Here is a 17,131-nt window from a genome sequence, read left to right as displayed (position 1 = left end):
CACATATGTTGAATATATCTCATAAAAAACTTAATAAAAAGGTTTCTTTGGACCATTTTAAATCTGCCCAAAAAGTCTTTCATTATAGGCATTACAAGCATTTTAATCGTTTTTTGTTCGCATTTGCGGTCATTGGTATCATTGTACTGTTCTTGCCTTGGACACAGACCATTAATGCCAGAGGATATCTAACCACCTTGGAGCCTGGGCAAAGGCCGCAGACCATACAGTCCCCCATACCGGGCAGAATAGAAAAATGGTTTGTAAGGGAAGGTGATTATGTAAGCAAGGGAGATACTATACTTTTTATATCTGAAATTAAATCGGAGTATTTTGATCCTGATTTGGTGGAACGTACCGGGCTACAGTTAAAGTCCAAAGCGTCCTCCGTTACTTCTTATGAGGATAAGGTTAAGGCACTGGACAACCAGGTTGCCGCCCTGTATAACGAAAGAAAGTTAAAATTGGAGCAGGCCAAAAACAAATTATTGCAGGCAAGGTTAAAGGCACAGAGCGATAGTATAGAATTTGAGGCCGCTAAAACCAATATCAAGATTGCGGAGCGCCAATATGAAAGGACGGAGCAATTACAGAGCGAAGGGTTGAAAGCGGTTACGGATGTGGAGGAAAAAAGGCTGAAATTACAGGAAACCCAAGCAAAGCTAATTTCACAACAGAACAAATTACTGGCCGCTAAGAATGAAATTTTGAATGCAGAGGTTGAGATTAACAGGGTACAGGCCTCCTATACCGATAAGATATCCAAGGCCCAAAGTGATAAGTATACAGCCATGTCCAATCAGTTTGACTCTGAGGCACAGGTTAGCAAGTTGGAAAATGACTTTACCAATTACCAAATGAGAAATGACCTGCGTTATATAAGGGCCCCGCAAAACGGGTATATTAACCAGGTGATAAAAGCGGGTATTGGTGAGGCATTTAAGGAAGGAGCACCATTGGTTGGCATTATGCCTGCAGATTATGACATGGCCGTAGAGACATTTGTAAACCCCATTGACCTGCCGTTGATTCATTTGGGAGAAAAAGTAAGGATACAATTTGATGGTTGGCCCGCTATCGTATTCAGTGGTTGGCCCAACGCCTCTTACGGTACGTACGCCGGTGAGGTAGTAGCTATAGAAACCTTTATAAATCCCAATGGAAAGTATAGGGTGTTGTTATCACCGGATAAGAGCGATCAACCTTGGCCCGACGCCCTTAGGGTAGGTTCCGGAGCCAATACCATTGCCTTATTGGAAGATGTTCCAATTTGGTATGAACTATGGAGGCAGTTAAATGGCTTTCCGCCAAATTATTATCAGCCCAATGGTGCCCAGGACAAACCTGTAAAAAAATAAAGATGAGATTATCTATCCTTATAATTTGTTTTTGTGCCGGTTGTTTTGCAAATGCTCAAAACGTGGATTCCCTACAGCTAAATTTCAGGGAGTATTTAGGCTATGTCAAAAAATACCATCCTATAGCAAGACAAGCAAATATGGCCTTGGATATTGGGCAGGCCAATTTAATGAAGGCCAGAGGTGGGTTCGATCCAAAAATTGAGGTCGATTATTCAGGGAAGGGGTTCAAGGGTACGGAGTATTATGATTTGCTAAATGCCACTTTCAAGGTGCCTACATGGTACGGTATAGAGCTCAAGGGAGATTTTGAACAGTATACAGGTGAATACGTTAATGCGGAACGTAATGTGCCGGAAGATGGTTTGTACAGCGCTGGGGTAGCCTTGTCCTTGGGCCGTGGTTCCTGGATCAATGAGAGAATGGCCACCTTAAAAAAAGCAAAGTTCTTTAGGGAACAATCCAAAGCGGATAGGGATATTTTGGTCAATCAAATCTTATATGATGCTTCCTTGGCCTATTTTAACTGGCTTCAGGCCTATAGAAATAGTTTGTTGTTCAATGATTTTTTGGATAATGCTAAGGTTAGGCTAAAAGGCATCAATCAAAGTGCATTGGCAGGAGAAATTGCCGCAATAGATACCGTTGAGGCCAAAATTGCCGTTCAGAACAGGGCGTTAGAACTTGAACAGGCTAAGGTTACTTTACGTAATGCCAGGTTGGAACTCTCAAATTTTCTTTGGATGGGAGAGAATATTCCCATGGAACTTCAGGAAAATGTCTTACCAGATCTCTCCTTGGATGTAGAAATAGATCAGGCATTGGAAATTTTAGGAAAACCGTTGGACAGTTTTGTGCTGGAGAACCATCCCAAGTTAAAATCATTAGGTTATAAAATAGACGGGTTGACCGTGGATAAACGATTAAAGACCAATAAGCTGCTGCCTAGGATAGATGTAGAATATAAATTTATTACGGATACGCCCAATTATCTAAATTCATTGGAGCCACAGAATTATAAAGGCGGGTTAAATTTTGAACTTCCCTTGTTTCTAAGAAAGGAGCGGGGAGATTTAAAATTGGCAAAACTGAAACTAAGGGATGCCCAGTTTGAGTTTGATAATGCCCAAGTACAAATTCAGAACAAAATAGTGGCTATCTATAATGAACTGGAATCTTTTGAGAAACAAAACAGCTTAATAGAGGATATTGTGGCAAGTTATCAGGCACTTTTGGCAGCGGAGGAACGTAAGTTCAGTTTTGGTGAAAGTTCATTGTTCTTGATTAATTCAAGAGAGACAAAATTGATTGATGCCGTCTTAAAACAAAATCTAGTAGAGAATAAATATTTTACGGCAAAGGCCAAATTGTTCAATAGCTTGGCGGTGAATCCGGAAAATTTGTAAGTATTGGATGGTGTTGGCTACTAATGGCTACGATTAATGTATTGAACAAGGATAATATGGAGCTTGCCGTAGAGGATTTAATTGAAAAAAGTTTGGTTAGCGGGTACACGTATGGTGCATACAGGGCCTTGGTGGCCAGCTTAGCGAAAAAGGGTGCTACTACGGGCCCCGAGCAAAAGGAAGCTTTCGTGCAGTATACCCGGTTGAACGATAGCCGAATGAGGAGGTGGGACAAAACCTTAAGGTTCAGTGATGAAGATATTGCCAAAATCAAATCTGTAGATCAACCTGTTTCTTGGTTGGTATTGACGGAAAGTTGGTGCGGAGATGCTTCCCCCGCACTGCCGGTAATGCATAAGATAACGGAAATCAATCCTAAAGTTTCGTTGACTATAATTTTACGTGATATGAATTTGGCGATTATGGACCGTTTTTTGACAAATGGAACAAGGTCTATTCCTAAATTAGTTGCTATTGATCAAAATAGTGGTGTCCCAGTGGCAACATGGGGGCCACGATCTATGAAGGCCACGGTAATGGTAGAAAAGTATAAGAGTACGCATGGCAAGCTTACGCCCGAGTTCAAGCAGGATCAACAGCTATTTTATAATAAGGATAAAGGGCAGAGTATTCTAGAGGATTTATTAAGGTTACTTCCCTTGAAATAAATAGGTGATAGAGCCTTTTTGAGATTTCTTATCAGATGAATTGAAACGGGATTTTAAAGCATAGGCTATTGCATTTTCCACAAGGCAACCATTAGAGGTGCCGGAACTACGTTCGTTAAAGTCCGCATCCGTAACATAGCCCAATTCGTTTACCACTATATTGATGACTACTTTACCACCTTCAATACATGTATAGATTGGGGGAGGCAACCTATAATTGGTCCTGTTAAGCAATGAATAGGAAACGGAAGTCCTGCGCGCGGCGAGGTTATTGGTAAATTCCTTTTTTTGGGCTTCCTTTTCACCAAGAAGTTGTCGTTTTTCTTCCCTTTTTTTGGCCAAAGCCTTTATTCGTTCAGCATAACCTTCATCGTCAGTTGCATTGTCCGTTGTAGCGCTTTCTTCCATTTCACTGCGCTCCTGTAAAATTTCGTCCAATGTTTTTAAGGGCTCGGGATTACCATAACTAGGTTTGGCCGTTTCGTTATAGGCCAAATGACTTTTAATTGGATCTATATTGGCCTGCTCTTCCTTGGTTTCTTCTTCCTCCAGTAATTTTTCAATAATTTCCTCGTCCATCACCATTTCAACAACATAGTCATCATGCCTTTCTTCCTTGCCTCCTAAATGAATACTGAACAATACCAGGACCACTATAGCCATGCTAAGAAACGTAATAAGCAATGATAGTTGTTGTCTGTTTAAATTCATGGTAATATAACCTCAATTATACCAAAATATTTTAAAACCCGTATGCCTAATCCTTAAAAGTCGTTCAAGAACCATGTTCGGTACCCAATAATACATTGGCAAATATCATAGGGTCTTGGGCTATATCTACGTTAAAATCACCTATTTTGGTTCTCCTTAGGGCAGATAAATGTGCCCCTGAACCTAGTGCAAGGCCAAAATCATTGGCTATGGAACGGATGTAAGTGCCTTTGCTACATGTAATTCTAAAATGAACGTTAAGGTCATCAATTTTGGTTATTTCAAATTCCCTAATCGTAACAATACGTTTGGAAATTTCTACGGTCTTACCCTCCCTTGCCAGTTCATACAGGCGCTTACCATCCTTTTTTAATGCGGAGAATACAGGGGGTGCTTGCGCTATTTCCCCAATAAATTGGTGGGTGGTCTCCTTAATCAACGCCGGTGTAATATGGTCTGTGGGGTAAGTGTTATCAATAACGGTCTCCAAGTCATAGGAAGGTGTTGTAGCACCTAAGGTGAAAATGCCAGTATATTCTTTTTCCTGACCTTGAAACTCGGTAATTTTTTTGGTGAATTTACCTGTGCAGATAATTAAAAGTCCGGTTGCCAATGGATCTAATGTACCGGCATGGCCAATTTTAAATTTCTTAAGACTGAATTTTTTTCTAATGGCCCATTTTAATTTGTTTACGGCCTGGAAAGAGGACCATCCCAAAGGCTTATCGATCAATAACACCTTACCGTTTAGGAAATCTTCTTTCGTTAAATTTTCCATGTAGGTTTTGGGTTTGTTTATGGTGGGTGTTATGAGTTGGTAAAACCGTAAATCACGGCAATTAATCCTACGATAAGGCAGTAGATGGCAAAATAGGAAAGTTTGCTTTTACGTACCAGTTTGATCATCCAGGTACATGCGGCCAAACCTGCTATAAAGGCGGCGATAAACCCTGCACCCATGGCAACATTGTTTTCTCCGGTAAAGTTAAGATCCCCGCTCATTAGGTCTTTGGCAATCTTGCCAAAAATTAGAGGTACTACCATCAAGAATGAAAATCTTGCTGCTTTGGATTTGTCTACCCCTAATAGAACGGACGTTGAAATTGTAGCGCCACTTCTTGAAATACCCGGTAGCATAGCAATTGCTTGAGATATGCCTACAATAAAGGCGTTTCCAAAACTTACTTTTTTTTGGGTATCCTTGGCTTTATCTGCAAAATAAAGTAATACGGCGGTTATGATCAACATTAAGCCGACAAATCTAATATTGCCGCCAAAAAATGCTTCTAGTTGCTCCTCGAAAAAGAGGCCTACAATGACGGCCGGTATCATGGAAATAATAATCTTTACGGAAAACTGACTTTCTTCGTTCCATTTAAATTGAAACAATCCACTTATAATTTCCCAAATATCCTTTCTGAACACAACTATGGTACTAAGCGCAGTTGCAAAATGTAGGACAACGGTGAACAATAAACTCTCTTCCTGTAAGGAATTATCACCAAGTATTGCTTTGCCCAATTCCAAATGACCGCTTGATGATACGGGTAAGAACTCGGTCAATCCTTGAATGATCCCGAGCAGTATAGCATCTAAAGTATCCAATTATGCTTTCTTTTTGTGTGGGTTCAATAAGATTGCGTAGATTTCAATGCCTAGGCCGATCAACACTAAAGTAGGGGCCAAACGAATTCTCCTAAAATTATATATTTCCGGATTGAATACATTGGGGTCGTCACTTCCTCCTCCGCTCATTAATATAAAACCTAATGCGATACAAGCAATGCCTATGAACATAAACGTGTAATTCTTCTTTTGAAAGATAAACTCCTGTTTAGGCGGTTGTTCTACTTTGTTCTTTTTACTCATGGCGCAAATTTAATAATATAATTCGTCGGTTCTAAGGTTTAGGAAACGTTGGGTCGCAAAATACGTACTGATGAACGAAATAAGGATACCCAAAAGAAATACACTGACAAAAAGGATGATTAAAATGTATGGTTCGTCAAAAAGCCCAAAATCCTGAAAATTGGTATTTAAATAATAGACGACTCCGGCAATGGCCAATAAGGCAATCGCAGCGCCGATCATACCCAGTTTAATGTTTTGCCAAATAAAAGGTCTTCTGATAAAAGTCTTTGTGGCCCCTACCATTTGCATGGTCTTGATGATGAACCTTTTGGAATAGATCGACAATCTTATGGAGCTGTTGATCAATAGTACGGCAATAAAAGTAAATATGGCACTGGCTACCAAGATCCAAAAACCAATTTGCTCTACACTTTTAGCTACCATACTGACCAAAACACGGTCATAACTGACTTCGTCCACAAAACTTTTTTCCGCAAGCGTAGCAGCAATTTCCTCCACTTTTTCTGCGGTAACAAAATCGGCCTTCAATTTTACATCAATGGAATTTTTTAGAGGGTTGTATCCAAGATAGTCCACAAAATCCTCTCCAATATCTTCACTATGTTGTTTTGCGGCCTCTTCCTTGGAGACATAGGTAGACGATTTGGTATATTCTGACATGGCCAAGGTTTTTTGAAGTTGTTCTACTTCAATCTCCTTGGTATTCTCTTTTAGGAAGACCGAAATAGTAATCTGTTCCTTTGAGCGATCGGCCAATTTTTTGGTATTTAATACCAAAAGGCCCAGGATACCTAATAAAAACAGTACCAAAGCAATACTTAGCACTACGGAAAAGTATGATGAGATTAGTTTACGTCGTTGATAATTTTCAAAAGAGTTCGCCATATAGCACTTAAAAGTGCAGTAAAAATAGCAAAGTAAAGTTAAATGTAGCTTGAAATTTTCAACCTGTTAACGTTTCAGTGTAAAGTGTCCGTCAATTTGTTTACTTCTTGCAATGATCTTATACCAATAATCATCTGATGGCATTTGTTTTCCTTGAAAAGTCCCATCCCAATAAGCGGCGTCGGAATTGGCGAATTTCAATAATTTGCCATAACGGTCAAAAATGGATATGGTTAGGTTGGGGAAGGCATTTGTTCCTTCAAGCTCAAATACATCGTTTACGTTATCTCCATTTGGTGTAAAAAAAGAGGGGATTACCAAATGGTCGAAATTTTGTGTAACCACTCCGCAGTTAAATGTATCCCTAACATATACGGTATAATTTCCCCCATTTGCAGCTTCAAAAACCGGACTGTTTTGATAATTAAATCCGTCTAGGGAGTACTCAAATTCCCCTTCATTTTCTATATTGATTTCAATAGATGGTCCGTTGGATCTAATAGTGCTTATTATAGGCAGGTCTATCTGTTCTGCGGTAATCGTTTTGGTTGCGGAGCAACCGTTACTGTCAGTTATTAGGACCGTATATATCCCTGGGGTGTCTGTTGTAATTTCCTGGGTAGTTGCCCCTGTGTTCCATTCATAGTTGGCATTGTCCATATTGGCGGTTAAGATGGCCATGGTTCCCTCGCAAAAAGTAACGGTTTCATCCTGTACATTAGGAGGTTGGTTTACGGTTAATGAAATGGCCGTTCTAGAAGTTGAGGAACAAGTTATAGTTGTTGATACGGCTTCGGCATAATAGGTGCCTGCAAGTTCTGTTTCAAAATTTATGGAGTCCTCCAATAATAAGGAGCCACCGGTAGGCTGGTCATACCAGTTCACGGTATAACTATTAACGGTAGTGGCGGTAAGAATACCGGTTTCACCTTGGCAAATAGTAACATTCCCATTACTAATAGGGGCATTGGGTATAGTTTGCACTATAATATCAAATACATTGGACACAATATTGCAAAGGTCATTGTTGACATTTATGGGATCTTCCGCAATTTTTACCCTGTAATACGTGGTTTCCGTTATGGGTGGGGTTGACAACGTATTGCTGGTTTCATTAGGGATATCCGACCATAGTTGTTGATCGTTACTTTGTTGCCATTGATAGGCATGGGTAGAGAAAATAGAATTATCCGGTGTGGCAATAATGGTACTTGTTACGCTGCCTTGGTCTTCACATATGGTTAAACTTTCTTCGGCGGAATTGGTGCTTACGGTAACGTTGTCCCCACAAGATTTAAAGACAATATCATCAATGGCCAGGTCGTTACCACAACCTCCGTTGCTATTGTTCCTCATCTTAAGAATAACCGAGGTTTGTCCGGGTTCAGTGGTAAAAACCAAGGCATATTGTTGCCATTCCGTATTGGAATTTGCTGTAATACTTCCGGTATCTCCCTGCGCCAATAAATTGGTATCCGTTTCATCCCAAATCTGAAATCTTACGTTAACTGGTATGCTATTGCCTTCACAACTTCCTATAGATTGTAAATTGATAAGCCATGATGAAAATTCATAGGTGGTATTTTCGCATAGACCCATGACCTGTCTTTGGTAGAACTCCCCGGCGGTGAAGCTTGCGTTGACAATGAATGACTTTCCATTGGTGTCTCCCGGCGTATGGTCCTGTACGGAAATCCAATCAAAATAATTGGTGGTGCTAGATATGGTATAATCTCCGTCATTGGGTGTTCCCGTGGTAAAATTATAGGATGTTGTACCTGCAGGAAGCGCCGGTCCGTCTGTGGTTCCGGATCCAAAATCCTCAGTAAATATTGGGTCTCCGGAGCTACCTCCGCAAAAGCCAAGTTGTGCTTGGAGTACCGTGTTAGAAAGGCAAAGTAGCGTTATGAAGGAAAAAAATATTTTGGGACATTTTGTTTTCACGATCCTAAGATACCAAATTTACATCACTGCCATAGCCTAGTTTGAAAATCATGAGAGCACTGTTATTTCCAATATCTTTTTAACTCTCGTTGATTCCACCTATTTTTGCGACTTACAGCAAAGAAGTTAAAATCATGCAATACAATTTCAACGAAATTGAGGCCAAGTGGCAAAAATATTGGGCAGAAAACCAAACCTTTAGGGCGGAGAACAATTCTGATAAGAAAAAATTCTATGTGTTGGATATGTTCCCTTATCCATCAGGTGCAGGTTTGCACGTTGGACACCCATTGGGGTATATAGCCAGTGATATTTATGCACGTTATAAAAGGCACCAAGGTTTTAACGTATTGCACCCACAAGGGTATGATTCTTTTGGGTTACCAGCGGAGCAGTATGCCATACAGACCGGGCAGCATCCTGCCATAACTACGGCGGCGAACATTAAAACCTATAGGAGGCAATTAGATCAGTTGGGCTTTTCTTTTGATTGGAGCAGGGAGGTGCGTACGTCCAGTCCTGAATATTATAAATGGACCCAGTGGATCTTTATCCAGATCTTTAATTCTTGGTATAATACGGATACGGATAAGGCAGAAGATATAGATACCTTGATCGCTATATTGGAGACAGAAGGTAATGCCAATGTAAATGCCGTATGCGATGATGATATTGCTGTTTTTTCAGCGGAAGATTGGACCGCTTTTTCAGAGGTGGAAAAGCAAGAAATACTATTAAAATATAGGTTGACATACTTGGCGGATACCGAGGTAAACTGGTGTCCGGCATTGGGAACGGTATTGGCAAATGACGAAATTGTAAACGGAGTATCGGAACGTGGCGGTCACCCGGTAGTTCGTAAAAAGATGACCCAGTGGAGTATGCGTATTTCTGCCTATGCCCAGCGGTTGTTAGATGGTTTGGATACCATAGATTGGCCACAGCCTCTAAAGGATTCCCAGACCAATTGGATCGGTAGGAGTGAAGGAGCTTCGGCAATTTTCAATGTCAATGGGCACGATGAAACCATAGAAGTGTTTACGACTAGACCCGATACTATTTTCGGAGTTTCTTTTATGACCTTGGCTCCGGAACATGAATTGGTGGGCAAAATTACAACAGCAGAGTATAAGGACGAGGTGGAGGCATATATAGAAGCTACGGCAAAACGTTCTGAGCGCGACCGTATGGCCGATGTAAAAACCATATCCGGTGCATTTACGGGTGCTTATGCGGAGCATCCATTTACAAAAGAACCAATTCCGATCTGGATCGGGGATTACGTATTGGCTGGTTATGGTACCGGTGCCGTAATGTCTGTACCTTGTGGAGATCAACGGGATTATGATTTTGCTAAACATTTTAACCTGCCAATTCCCAATATTTTTGAAGGAATTGATATTTCTGAAGAAGCATTTGCGGATAAGGATAAAACCATAATTGCCAATTCTGATTTTTTAAACGGCTTGCCCTATAAGAAAGCGGTAAAGCGTGCCATATTTGAATTGGAAAAATTAGGTCAAGGAAAAGGCAAGGTAAATTATAGGCTTCGCGATGCCGTATTTAGTCGCCAAAGATATTGGGGGGAACCTTTCCCGGTGTATTATGTAGATGGTATGCCACAGATGATTGCAAAAGAGCATCTGCCCATTGAGTTGCCCGAAGTTGAAAAGTACTTGCCCACCGAAACCGGAGAGCCGCCTTTGGGCAATGCCGATGTTTGGGCGTGGGATACCGTAGCGAATAAGGTAGTTGCAAATAGTAAGATTGATCATAAAACAGTTTTTCCGTTGGAGTTGAATACCATGCCGGGTTGGGCAGGTAGTTCCCAATACTTTAATAGGTATATGGACCCAAATAATAGTGATGAGATTTTTTCAAAGAAAGCCATTGATTATTGGGAGGATGTAGACTTGTATATTGGAGGAAGTGAACACGCAACCGGGCATTTGTTGTATAGCCGTTTCTGGCAAAAATTCATGTTCGATAAAGGTTTGGTGCCCAAAGATGAGTTCGCGAAAAAGCTGATCAACCAAGGAATGATTACGGGGACAAGTGCTTTTGTGTATAGGGCAGAAAATGGTAAAACTATGATTTCCAAAGGGCTTATAGCTGATAAAAATGTAGTCCCCATACACGCAGATGTATCATTGGTAAACGCATCGGATGAATTGGATATTGATGGTTTCAAAAAGTGGAGAGAGGAATATGCGGATGCGGAATTTATCACTGAAGAGGATGGAACATTTAAAGTAGGTCGTGAGGTTGAAAAAATGTCCAAATCCAAATTTAATGTTGTAAACCCCGATGCCATATGTGAAGAATATGGGGCAGACAGTCTACGTTTGTATGAAATGTTCTTGGGTCCTTTGGAACAATCCAAACCTTGGAATACTGCAGGGATAACAGGTACCCATGGTTTCTTGAAAAAATTATGGAAGTTATATGCGCCGTTTATAGATGGTTCGCAGGATAATGGTCAGGAAGAACCCTCAAAAGAGGCGTTGAAGACTTTGCATAAAACTATTAAAAAGGTTCAGGAAGATATTGAGAACTTTTCCTTCAACACATCAGTATCTACATTCATGATTGCCGTTAATGAACTGTCTGCGCAAAAATGCGCAAATAAGGAAGTGTTAGAAGCATTGATTATATTGGTATCACCTTATGCTCCCCATATAGCAGAAGAACTTTGGAGTAAATTGGGCCATACGGAGTCCATTGCAACGGCACCCTTTCCAAAATTCGAGGAAAAATACTTAAAGGAAAGTAGCAAGGAGTATCCTATCTCGTTTAATGGTAAAATGAAATTTACCATGGAGCTTTCCTTGGATTTGTCCAAAGATGAAATTGAGGCAGCGGTCATGGCCAACGAAAAAACACAACAGCAATTACAAGGTCGTGAACCTAAGAAAGTAATTGTAGTACCCGGTAAGATTGTAAATATCGTAGGGTAATACTTATTTGTAAAACGTCATTACGGCGAAAAGATGTGGTCAGTAAGTCCTCAACTGGGATTTAGCAGATTGCTTCTTAATCACGTAATGACGTTTTTGAATTTTTATAGTTCCGCTAAACGAAACGACGGCCCATATAACGTTAAGCGTAGTGTTGTTATTCCATGAAAGTGCCGTTTATTTTAGAGGGTTTAACGATTGTGGTTTGTTACAATAAATACATTTATACTTATCATCATTTTATCAGAATTTTTAAAATTTAGGGGGTGCAGTGTAATTTATTTCATTTTAATTAAGTTTACCCCTAAAAATTTAGGGGGTATATTCAATATAATTACTTATTTAAACATTTAACCCCTACATTTTATCGATTTTATGTTTGATATGTGTATAATTAGTTTCAATTTTGTGGCATAACATAAAATGATAACATCATGATCGTTGGTATTCCAAAAGAAATTAAGAACAATGAAAGCAGGGTAGGCATGACGCCGGCCGGTGTTTTTGAATTGGTAAAGAACAATCACAAAGTCTATGTGCAATCTGGCGCTGGGGAAGGAAGCGGATTCTTTAATCAAGACTATCAACAAGCAGGTGCTATTATTTTGGATACTATAGGCCAGGTATATGCCATGAGTGAAATGATCGTTAAGGTAAAAGAGCCTATAGAGGAAGAATATGATTTAATACAAAAGGGTCAAATACTGTTTACATATTTTCATTTTGCTTCAAGTGAAGAGTTGACAAAGGCCATGATAAGACAAAAAGCGGTATGTATAGCATATGAGACCGTGGAAGATGAAGAAGGTACGTTACCTTTATTAACGCCAATGTCCGAAGTAGCGGGAAGAATGGCCATACAGCAAGGTGCCAAATATTTGGAGAAACCGGTAAAGGGCCGTGGGGTATTGTTAGGCGGTGTACCAGGTGTGGCACCGGGCAAAGTGTTGGTACTAGGTGCAGGTGTAGTAGGTATCCAAGCTGCAAAAATGGCAGCAGGTTTGGGTGCACACGTTACTATATTGGATATTAACATGAAACGTCTGCGCTATGTTAATGATGTGATGCCACCACATGTCGTAACCGAATTTTCAAACGAATTTAATATTAGAAGGCTTATAAAGACCCATGATCTAATTATAGGGGGTGTATTATTAAAAGGGGCCAAGGCACCAAATTTAATAACCAGGGATATGCTTAAAGAAATGAGACCGGGTACAGTAATCGTAGATGTGGCCGTAGACCAAGGCGGATGTGTGGAAACCACAAGGCCTACAACTCATGAGGATCCTATATATATTATTGACGATGTTGTACATTATTCGGTGGCGAATATGCCAGGGGCAGTACCGTATACCTCTACAATGGCATTGACCAATGTAACTTTGCCCTATGCCTTAAAATTGGCCAATTTAGGATGGGAGACAGCGTGTGATAAGGATGCTTCCTTAAGGAGAGGCTTAAATATAGTAGATGGTAATGTAGTATATCAAGAGATAATAGAAGCTTTTGGCTGGGAAGGCATTGTAGCATAACAAGTACATTTTGTCAGTAAAATAGACCTCGTCAAGATCAAAAGGATTTTGGCGGGGTTTTTGCTTTTATATGGTTGGATTCTAATTGAAGTATGAATCTTTAGTATATTTAATTGATTTAAAAATTGAAACGTTATGATGGGATATTATATATTGATCGGAGCCATAGCATTGGTAAGCTGGTTGGTAAGCAGTAAGTTAAAGAGTAAGTTTAAGTTTTATTCCAAGGTGCATTTGCAAAATGGAATGAGTGGTGCAGAAATTGCAGAGAAAATGTTGGCGGATCACGGCATTAGAGATGTTAAGGTGGTATCAACCCCTGGTATGTTAACGGATCACTACAATCCAAAGAACAAAACCGTAAATTTAAGTGAAGGGGTGTATAACCAAAGAAATGCAGCCGCTGCGGCAGTTTCTGCCCATGAGGTGGGTCATGCCGTACAACATGCCCAAGCTTATGAATGGTTGGGTATGCGTTCCAAATTGGTGCCAATTGTCAGCGTAACCTCAAGCATGTCCATGTGGGTCGTATTCGGTGGATTGGCATTGGGTGCCGCTGCAGGTGTAGGTTTGGGATACTGGGTAGCCATTGCAGGTTTGGTAATGATGGGACTGGCAACGTTGTTCAGTTTTGTGACCTTACCTGTTGAATATGATGCCAGTAACCGTGCCTTGGCTTGGTTAAAGAATAAAAACGTAGTTACTCCACAAGAGTACAAAGGTTCTGAAGATGCATTAAAATGGGCGGCTCGTACCTATTTGGTTGCTGCAATAGGTTCACTGGCTACTTTGGTTTACTGGGGGTTACAAGTATTTGGCGGTAGAGATTAATACGAAAACAATAATCATAAGAAAACCCGTCTCAAAGACGGGTTTTTTGTTTAAAATGGGTTTTTATGAATCGGATAAATACCAAAAGGTTGCGTTTGGAACCCATTTGCTTGAAAGATGCCACGTTTATATATGAACTATTGAACAGTGCAGGTTGGCTACAGTTTATAGGAGACAAGCAGATATCTACCGTAAAAAAAGCGGAAGATTATATTGTGAACAATTTTATGGCAGGATATCAAAAACATGGCTTTGGATTGTTAAAGGTTTGTTTGGGCAATGGTGTACCTATCGGTATTTGCGGACTTTTGAAAAGGGATTATTTAGATAATATAGATTTGGGCTTTGCCTTCTTGCCTGCTTACGAAGGTTTTGGATATGCCTATGAAGCATCAATGGCTATGTTGGAATTTGGTAAGAATCAATTACAAAGCTCACGTATTCTAGCCATATGTATGGAAACCAATACCCGATCCTTGGCATTGTTGCGTAAATTGGGTTTTACAAAAATAGATAGGATACAACTAGGTTCTGGTTCAGAAGAACTATTGTTGCTCTCCATTTAAATTGATATTTGCCGGTCTATTTGTTGTGCAAGCGAAATAAAGGTTTCTGTTCTGGAAACACCTTCAATTTGCTGAATTTCCTTGTTCAATACCTGCATTAAATGTTCATTGTCCCTACATAACACTTTTATAAGAATAGACCAGTTGCCCGTGGTATAGTGACATTCAAGTATTTCCGGAATTTTTTCCAATTGCTTTACGGCCGCAGGATTACTCATGGCTTTGTCCAAATAAATACCAATATAGGCCATAGTGGTATATCCAAGTGATTTTGGATTGATTACGAATTTTGAACCTGCCAATAGGCCAGATGCTTCAAGTTTACGTAAGCGCTGGTGTATGGCAGCTCCAGATATTCCAATGCTTCGCGCAATTTCCAGAACCGGTTTTCTGGCATCTTTCATTAAAAATCTTAGGATTTTCTTGTCAATACCATCAATTTTAGCCAAACTAGTAGGTGTTTTCATTCAGTAGTTTCAAATTAAAATATAAAAATACCTAATTGCTTTTAAATTGATACTGGTATTTGCTCAATTTACTATGGCATTAGGGTTGTAGCCCAAGTAGGGTACATCGTATTCCTTAAAATTGATACCATAGGTTTTCAACTCTTTCAGAATGGGCTCGTAAACCTCTTTGGTAATAGGTATTTGCACTCCTGGGGTAGTAATATTGCCATTTAAAATCTTTAATGCTGCAATGGCCACGGGTAGTCCTACGGTTTTGGCCATTGCGGTATAGGTTTGGTTTTCACCGGTGACCACTAGTTTGGAATCTATTTGTTTTTCTTGACCATTTAATCTATATCCAAATTTATGGTACATAACGATCATATCTTTTTCGTCTGCTTTTAAGGTCCAACTATCCTCAAGGATTTTTTGCAGTGCTTGTGCGGGTGTGGCATTCGGTATTCCTATTATTTTTTTATGATCAAAAATATTCAGTTCCAAGAGTTTGTCCCACCTAATATCATCTTGGTCAAGTTTCAGATAATGTCTTAATTTTAGTTCTACGGAATCTGTGGGCGAATAAGGCAGAAATAGGTTAATGAATTCCCTATAGCTCATATTTTCGGAATTTTCAATGGTGTAGGAATCGTCCGTTACCCCTAATTCAATAAACATATTCCAAGCTTTGGAAAACCCAACACGGCGCATGGTTCCCCTATAAATAGTGAGGGCATCCTGTAATTTATAGGCTTCCCTATAATTAAGGGAATCCCTATTGGCATACCCTTCAAAACGGCCATACCCTTCAATTTCAAAAAATTCCGTTCTTCTAAAAAGTCTATGGTAAGGGATATATTTATAGGTGCCTTCTTGAATGAATTTAGCCGTACCGCCCTGTCCGGCAAGTACCACATTTCTTGGGTTCCAGGTAAACTTATAGTTCCAGAGGTTATTATCGTTTTCGGGAGCTACCAATCCTCCGCAAAAAGATTCGAACAGAATGATTTCTCCCCCGTTTTCACGAATACGGTCAATGACTTGCATTGCGCTCATATGGTCCAAGCCGGGGTCTAGTCCGATCTCGTTCATAAAAACCAAGTTATTTTTCTTTACGCTTTCGTTTAGGGCCAACAGTTCCGGACTAATATATGAGGCGGTTACCAAGTGTTTTTTAAGTTTAACGCAATCTTGGGCCACTTTGATATGAAATCGTGCCGGTAACATAGATATGACAAGATCAGCATTGGCAATAGCAAGCTTACGTTCGGTTTCTACAAAAATATCTAGCGTTATTACGGTGCAATGGGCATGGTCTGTAATTTGAGCGGGTATGATACTGGGATTTATATCGCCAATGGTTATTTCTAATTGTTCTGCATCAGCCTTTTTTAAAAGATAATCCAATAAAAATGAAGTGGATTTTCCTGCCCCTATAACTAGAATTTTGCGCATCATACGATTTCAGTATTTTTGATTGGTATTTATTCACTAAGGTATCAAAATGTTACATTTATAAGAAAACAATAGAATAAAGTTATGAAAAAAACAATTTTAAGTACAGCATGCGTATTTGGTTTGTTGGCGGTAGTTTTTGGAGCTTTTGGTGCCCATGGCTTAAAAAATTTGGTAGGTACAGAAGCGGTAACAACTTTTGAAACCGGTGTTCGGTATCAAATGTACCATGCTTTTTTCTTATTTGTGTTGGGTTTGTTGCCAGAAAATATCCTGTTCAAAAAATCAATATATATAAGTACGTTAATAGGGGTGGTGCTGTTTTCGTTTTCAATTTACCTTTTGTCGCTCAATGATGTAGTAGACTATGATTTTAGGTCCATTGGTTTTTTAACACCAATAGGCGGAGTTTTCTTAATTGCTGGTTGGGGATTATTGGGTTATAGTATTTTACGGTCAAATACTGGCAAAAAGCAATATGGCGTTGAATAGCATTG

Annotated in this window: 16 protein-coding genes; 8 read left to right on the top strand and 8 right to left on the bottom strand. The window is 39.8% G+C overall.

Annotated features, from left to right (window positions below):
* Nucleotides 1–5: 5 nt before the first annotated feature.
* The 3 genes from Q2T41_RS07780 to Q2T41_RS07770 are packed head-to-tail and all read left to right on the top strand — an operon-like array spanning nt 6 to nt 3,432.
* Complete coding sequence (locus Q2T41_RS07780) at nt 6–1,358, top strand: HlyD family secretion protein (protein WP_304435617.1); 1,353 nt, start codon at nt 6–8, stop codon at nt 1,356–1,358.
* A gap of 2 nt (nt 1,359–1,360) precedes the next feature.
* Nucleotides 1,361–2,764, top strand: a complete 1,404-nt coding sequence (locus Q2T41_RS07775) for a TolC family protein (protein ID WP_304435616.1) — start codon at nt 1,361–1,363, stop codon at nt 2,762–2,764.
* A gap of 23 nt (nt 2,765–2,787) precedes the next feature.
* Complete coding sequence (locus tag Q2T41_RS07770) at nt 2,788–3,432, top strand: thioredoxin family protein (RefSeq protein WP_304435615.1); 645 nt, start codon at nt 2,788–2,790, stop codon at nt 3,430–3,432.
* Here the strand turns inward: Q2T41_RS07770 and Q2T41_RS07765 are convergent.
* The 6 genes from Q2T41_RS07765 to Q2T41_RS07740 all read right to left on the bottom strand — a co-directional run bounded on the left by Q2T41_RS07765 (nt 3,415) and on the right by Q2T41_RS07740 (nt 8,844).
* A complete protein-coding gene (locus Q2T41_RS07765) occupies nt 3,415–4,143 on the bottom strand; it encodes a hypothetical protein (RefSeq protein WP_304435614.1) in 729 nt (242 codons plus the stop codon). The genes Q2T41_RS07770 and Q2T41_RS07765 overlap by 18 nt on opposite strands.
* A 64-nt stretch (nt 4,144–4,207) precedes the next feature.
* Nucleotides 4,208–4,921 carry a tRNA pseudouridine(55) synthase TruB gene (gene truB, locus Q2T41_RS07760; RefSeq protein WP_144802897.1) on the bottom strand — a complete coding sequence of 238 codons (714 nt, stop codon included), beginning with the start codon at nt 4,919–4,921 and terminating at the stop codon, nt 4,208–4,210.
* Nucleotides 4,922–4,950: 29 nt separating this feature from the next.
* The gene (locus Q2T41_RS07755) at nt 4,951–5,748 is read right to left on the bottom strand and encodes an undecaprenyl-diphosphate phosphatase (RefSeq protein WP_304435613.1); all 798 of its coding nucleotides are present in this window, start codon (nt 5,746–5,748) and stop codon (nt 4,951–4,953) included.
* Nucleotides 5,749–6,012 carry a DUF3098 domain-containing protein gene (locus tag Q2T41_RS07750; protein ID WP_089260871.1) on the bottom strand — a complete coding sequence of 88 codons (264 nt, stop codon included), beginning with the start codon at nt 6,010–6,012 and terminating at the stop codon, nt 5,749–5,751.
* 9 nt (nt 6,013–6,021) lie between these two features.
* Nucleotides 6,022–6,900: a cell division protein FtsX gene (locus tag Q2T41_RS07745; protein ID WP_089260870.1), complete on the bottom strand. Its 879-nt coding sequence runs from the start codon at nt 6,898–6,900 to the stop codon at nt 6,022–6,024.
* A gap of 66 nt (nt 6,901–6,966) precedes the next feature.
* Nucleotides 6,967–8,844 (bottom strand): T9SS type B sorting domain-containing protein, encoded by a 1,878-nt coding sequence (locus tag Q2T41_RS07740; protein ID WP_304435612.1) that lies wholly within the window; start codon nt 8,842–8,844, stop codon nt 6,967–6,969.
* A 134-nt stretch (nt 8,845–8,978) separates the two neighbouring features.
* Between Q2T41_RS07740 and leuS the strand changes: the two genes are divergently transcribed.
* From leuS to Q2T41_RS07720, 4 genes are all read left to right on the top strand, one after another.
* Entirely contained in the window at nt 8,979–11,801 is a 2,823-nt protein-coding gene (leuS, locus tag Q2T41_RS07735; RefSeq protein ID WP_304435611.1) for a leucine--tRNA ligase, read from the top strand.
* A 434-nt stretch (nt 11,802–12,235) separates the two neighbouring features.
* Entirely contained in the window at nt 12,236–13,336 is a 1,101-nt protein-coding gene (ald, locus tag Q2T41_RS07730) for an alanine dehydrogenase (protein WP_089260867.1), read from the top strand.
* A gap of 135 nt (nt 13,337–13,471) precedes the next feature.
* Complete coding sequence (locus Q2T41_RS07725) at nt 13,472–14,167, top strand: zinc metallopeptidase (RefSeq protein ID WP_304435610.1); 696 nt, start codon at nt 13,472–13,474, stop codon at nt 14,165–14,167.
* A gap of 65 nt (nt 14,168–14,232) precedes the next feature.
* Nucleotides 14,233–14,733, top strand: a complete 501-nt coding sequence (locus Q2T41_RS07720; protein ID WP_304435609.1) for a GNAT family N-acetyltransferase — start codon at nt 14,233–14,235, stop codon at nt 14,731–14,733.
* Here Q2T41_RS07720 and Q2T41_RS07715 read toward each other — a convergent pair.
* Together Q2T41_RS07715 and Q2T41_RS07710 are read right to left on the bottom strand one after the other, a co-directional pair.
* Entirely contained in the window at nt 14,730–15,200 is a 471-nt protein-coding gene (locus Q2T41_RS07715; protein ID WP_304435608.1) for an Lrp/AsnC ligand binding domain-containing protein, read from the bottom strand. The genes Q2T41_RS07720 and Q2T41_RS07715 overlap by 4 nt on opposite strands.
* Nucleotides 15,201–15,263: 63 nt before the next feature.
* Entirely contained in the window at nt 15,264–16,637 is a 1,374-nt protein-coding gene (locus Q2T41_RS07710; RefSeq protein ID WP_304435607.1) for a saccharopine dehydrogenase family protein, read from the bottom strand.
* An 81-nt stretch (nt 16,638–16,718) separates the two neighbouring features.
* On the opposite strand from Q2T41_RS07710, the gene Q2T41_RS07705 reads away from it, so the two are divergent.
* Nucleotides 16,719–17,126: a DUF423 domain-containing protein gene (locus Q2T41_RS07705; protein WP_144802880.1), complete on the top strand. Its 408-nt coding sequence runs from the start codon at nt 16,719–16,721 to the stop codon at nt 17,124–17,126.
* Nucleotides 17,127–17,131: the final 5 nt, after the last annotated feature.

The sequence above is a fragment of the Maribacter confluentis genome (assembly GCF_030505015.1).
In the GTDB taxonomy this organism is placed as follows: domain Bacteria; phylum Bacteroidota; class Bacteroidia; order Flavobacteriales; family Flavobacteriaceae; genus Maribacter; species Maribacter sedimenticola.
This window is presented reverse-complemented; position numbering and strand designations above follow the sequence as displayed.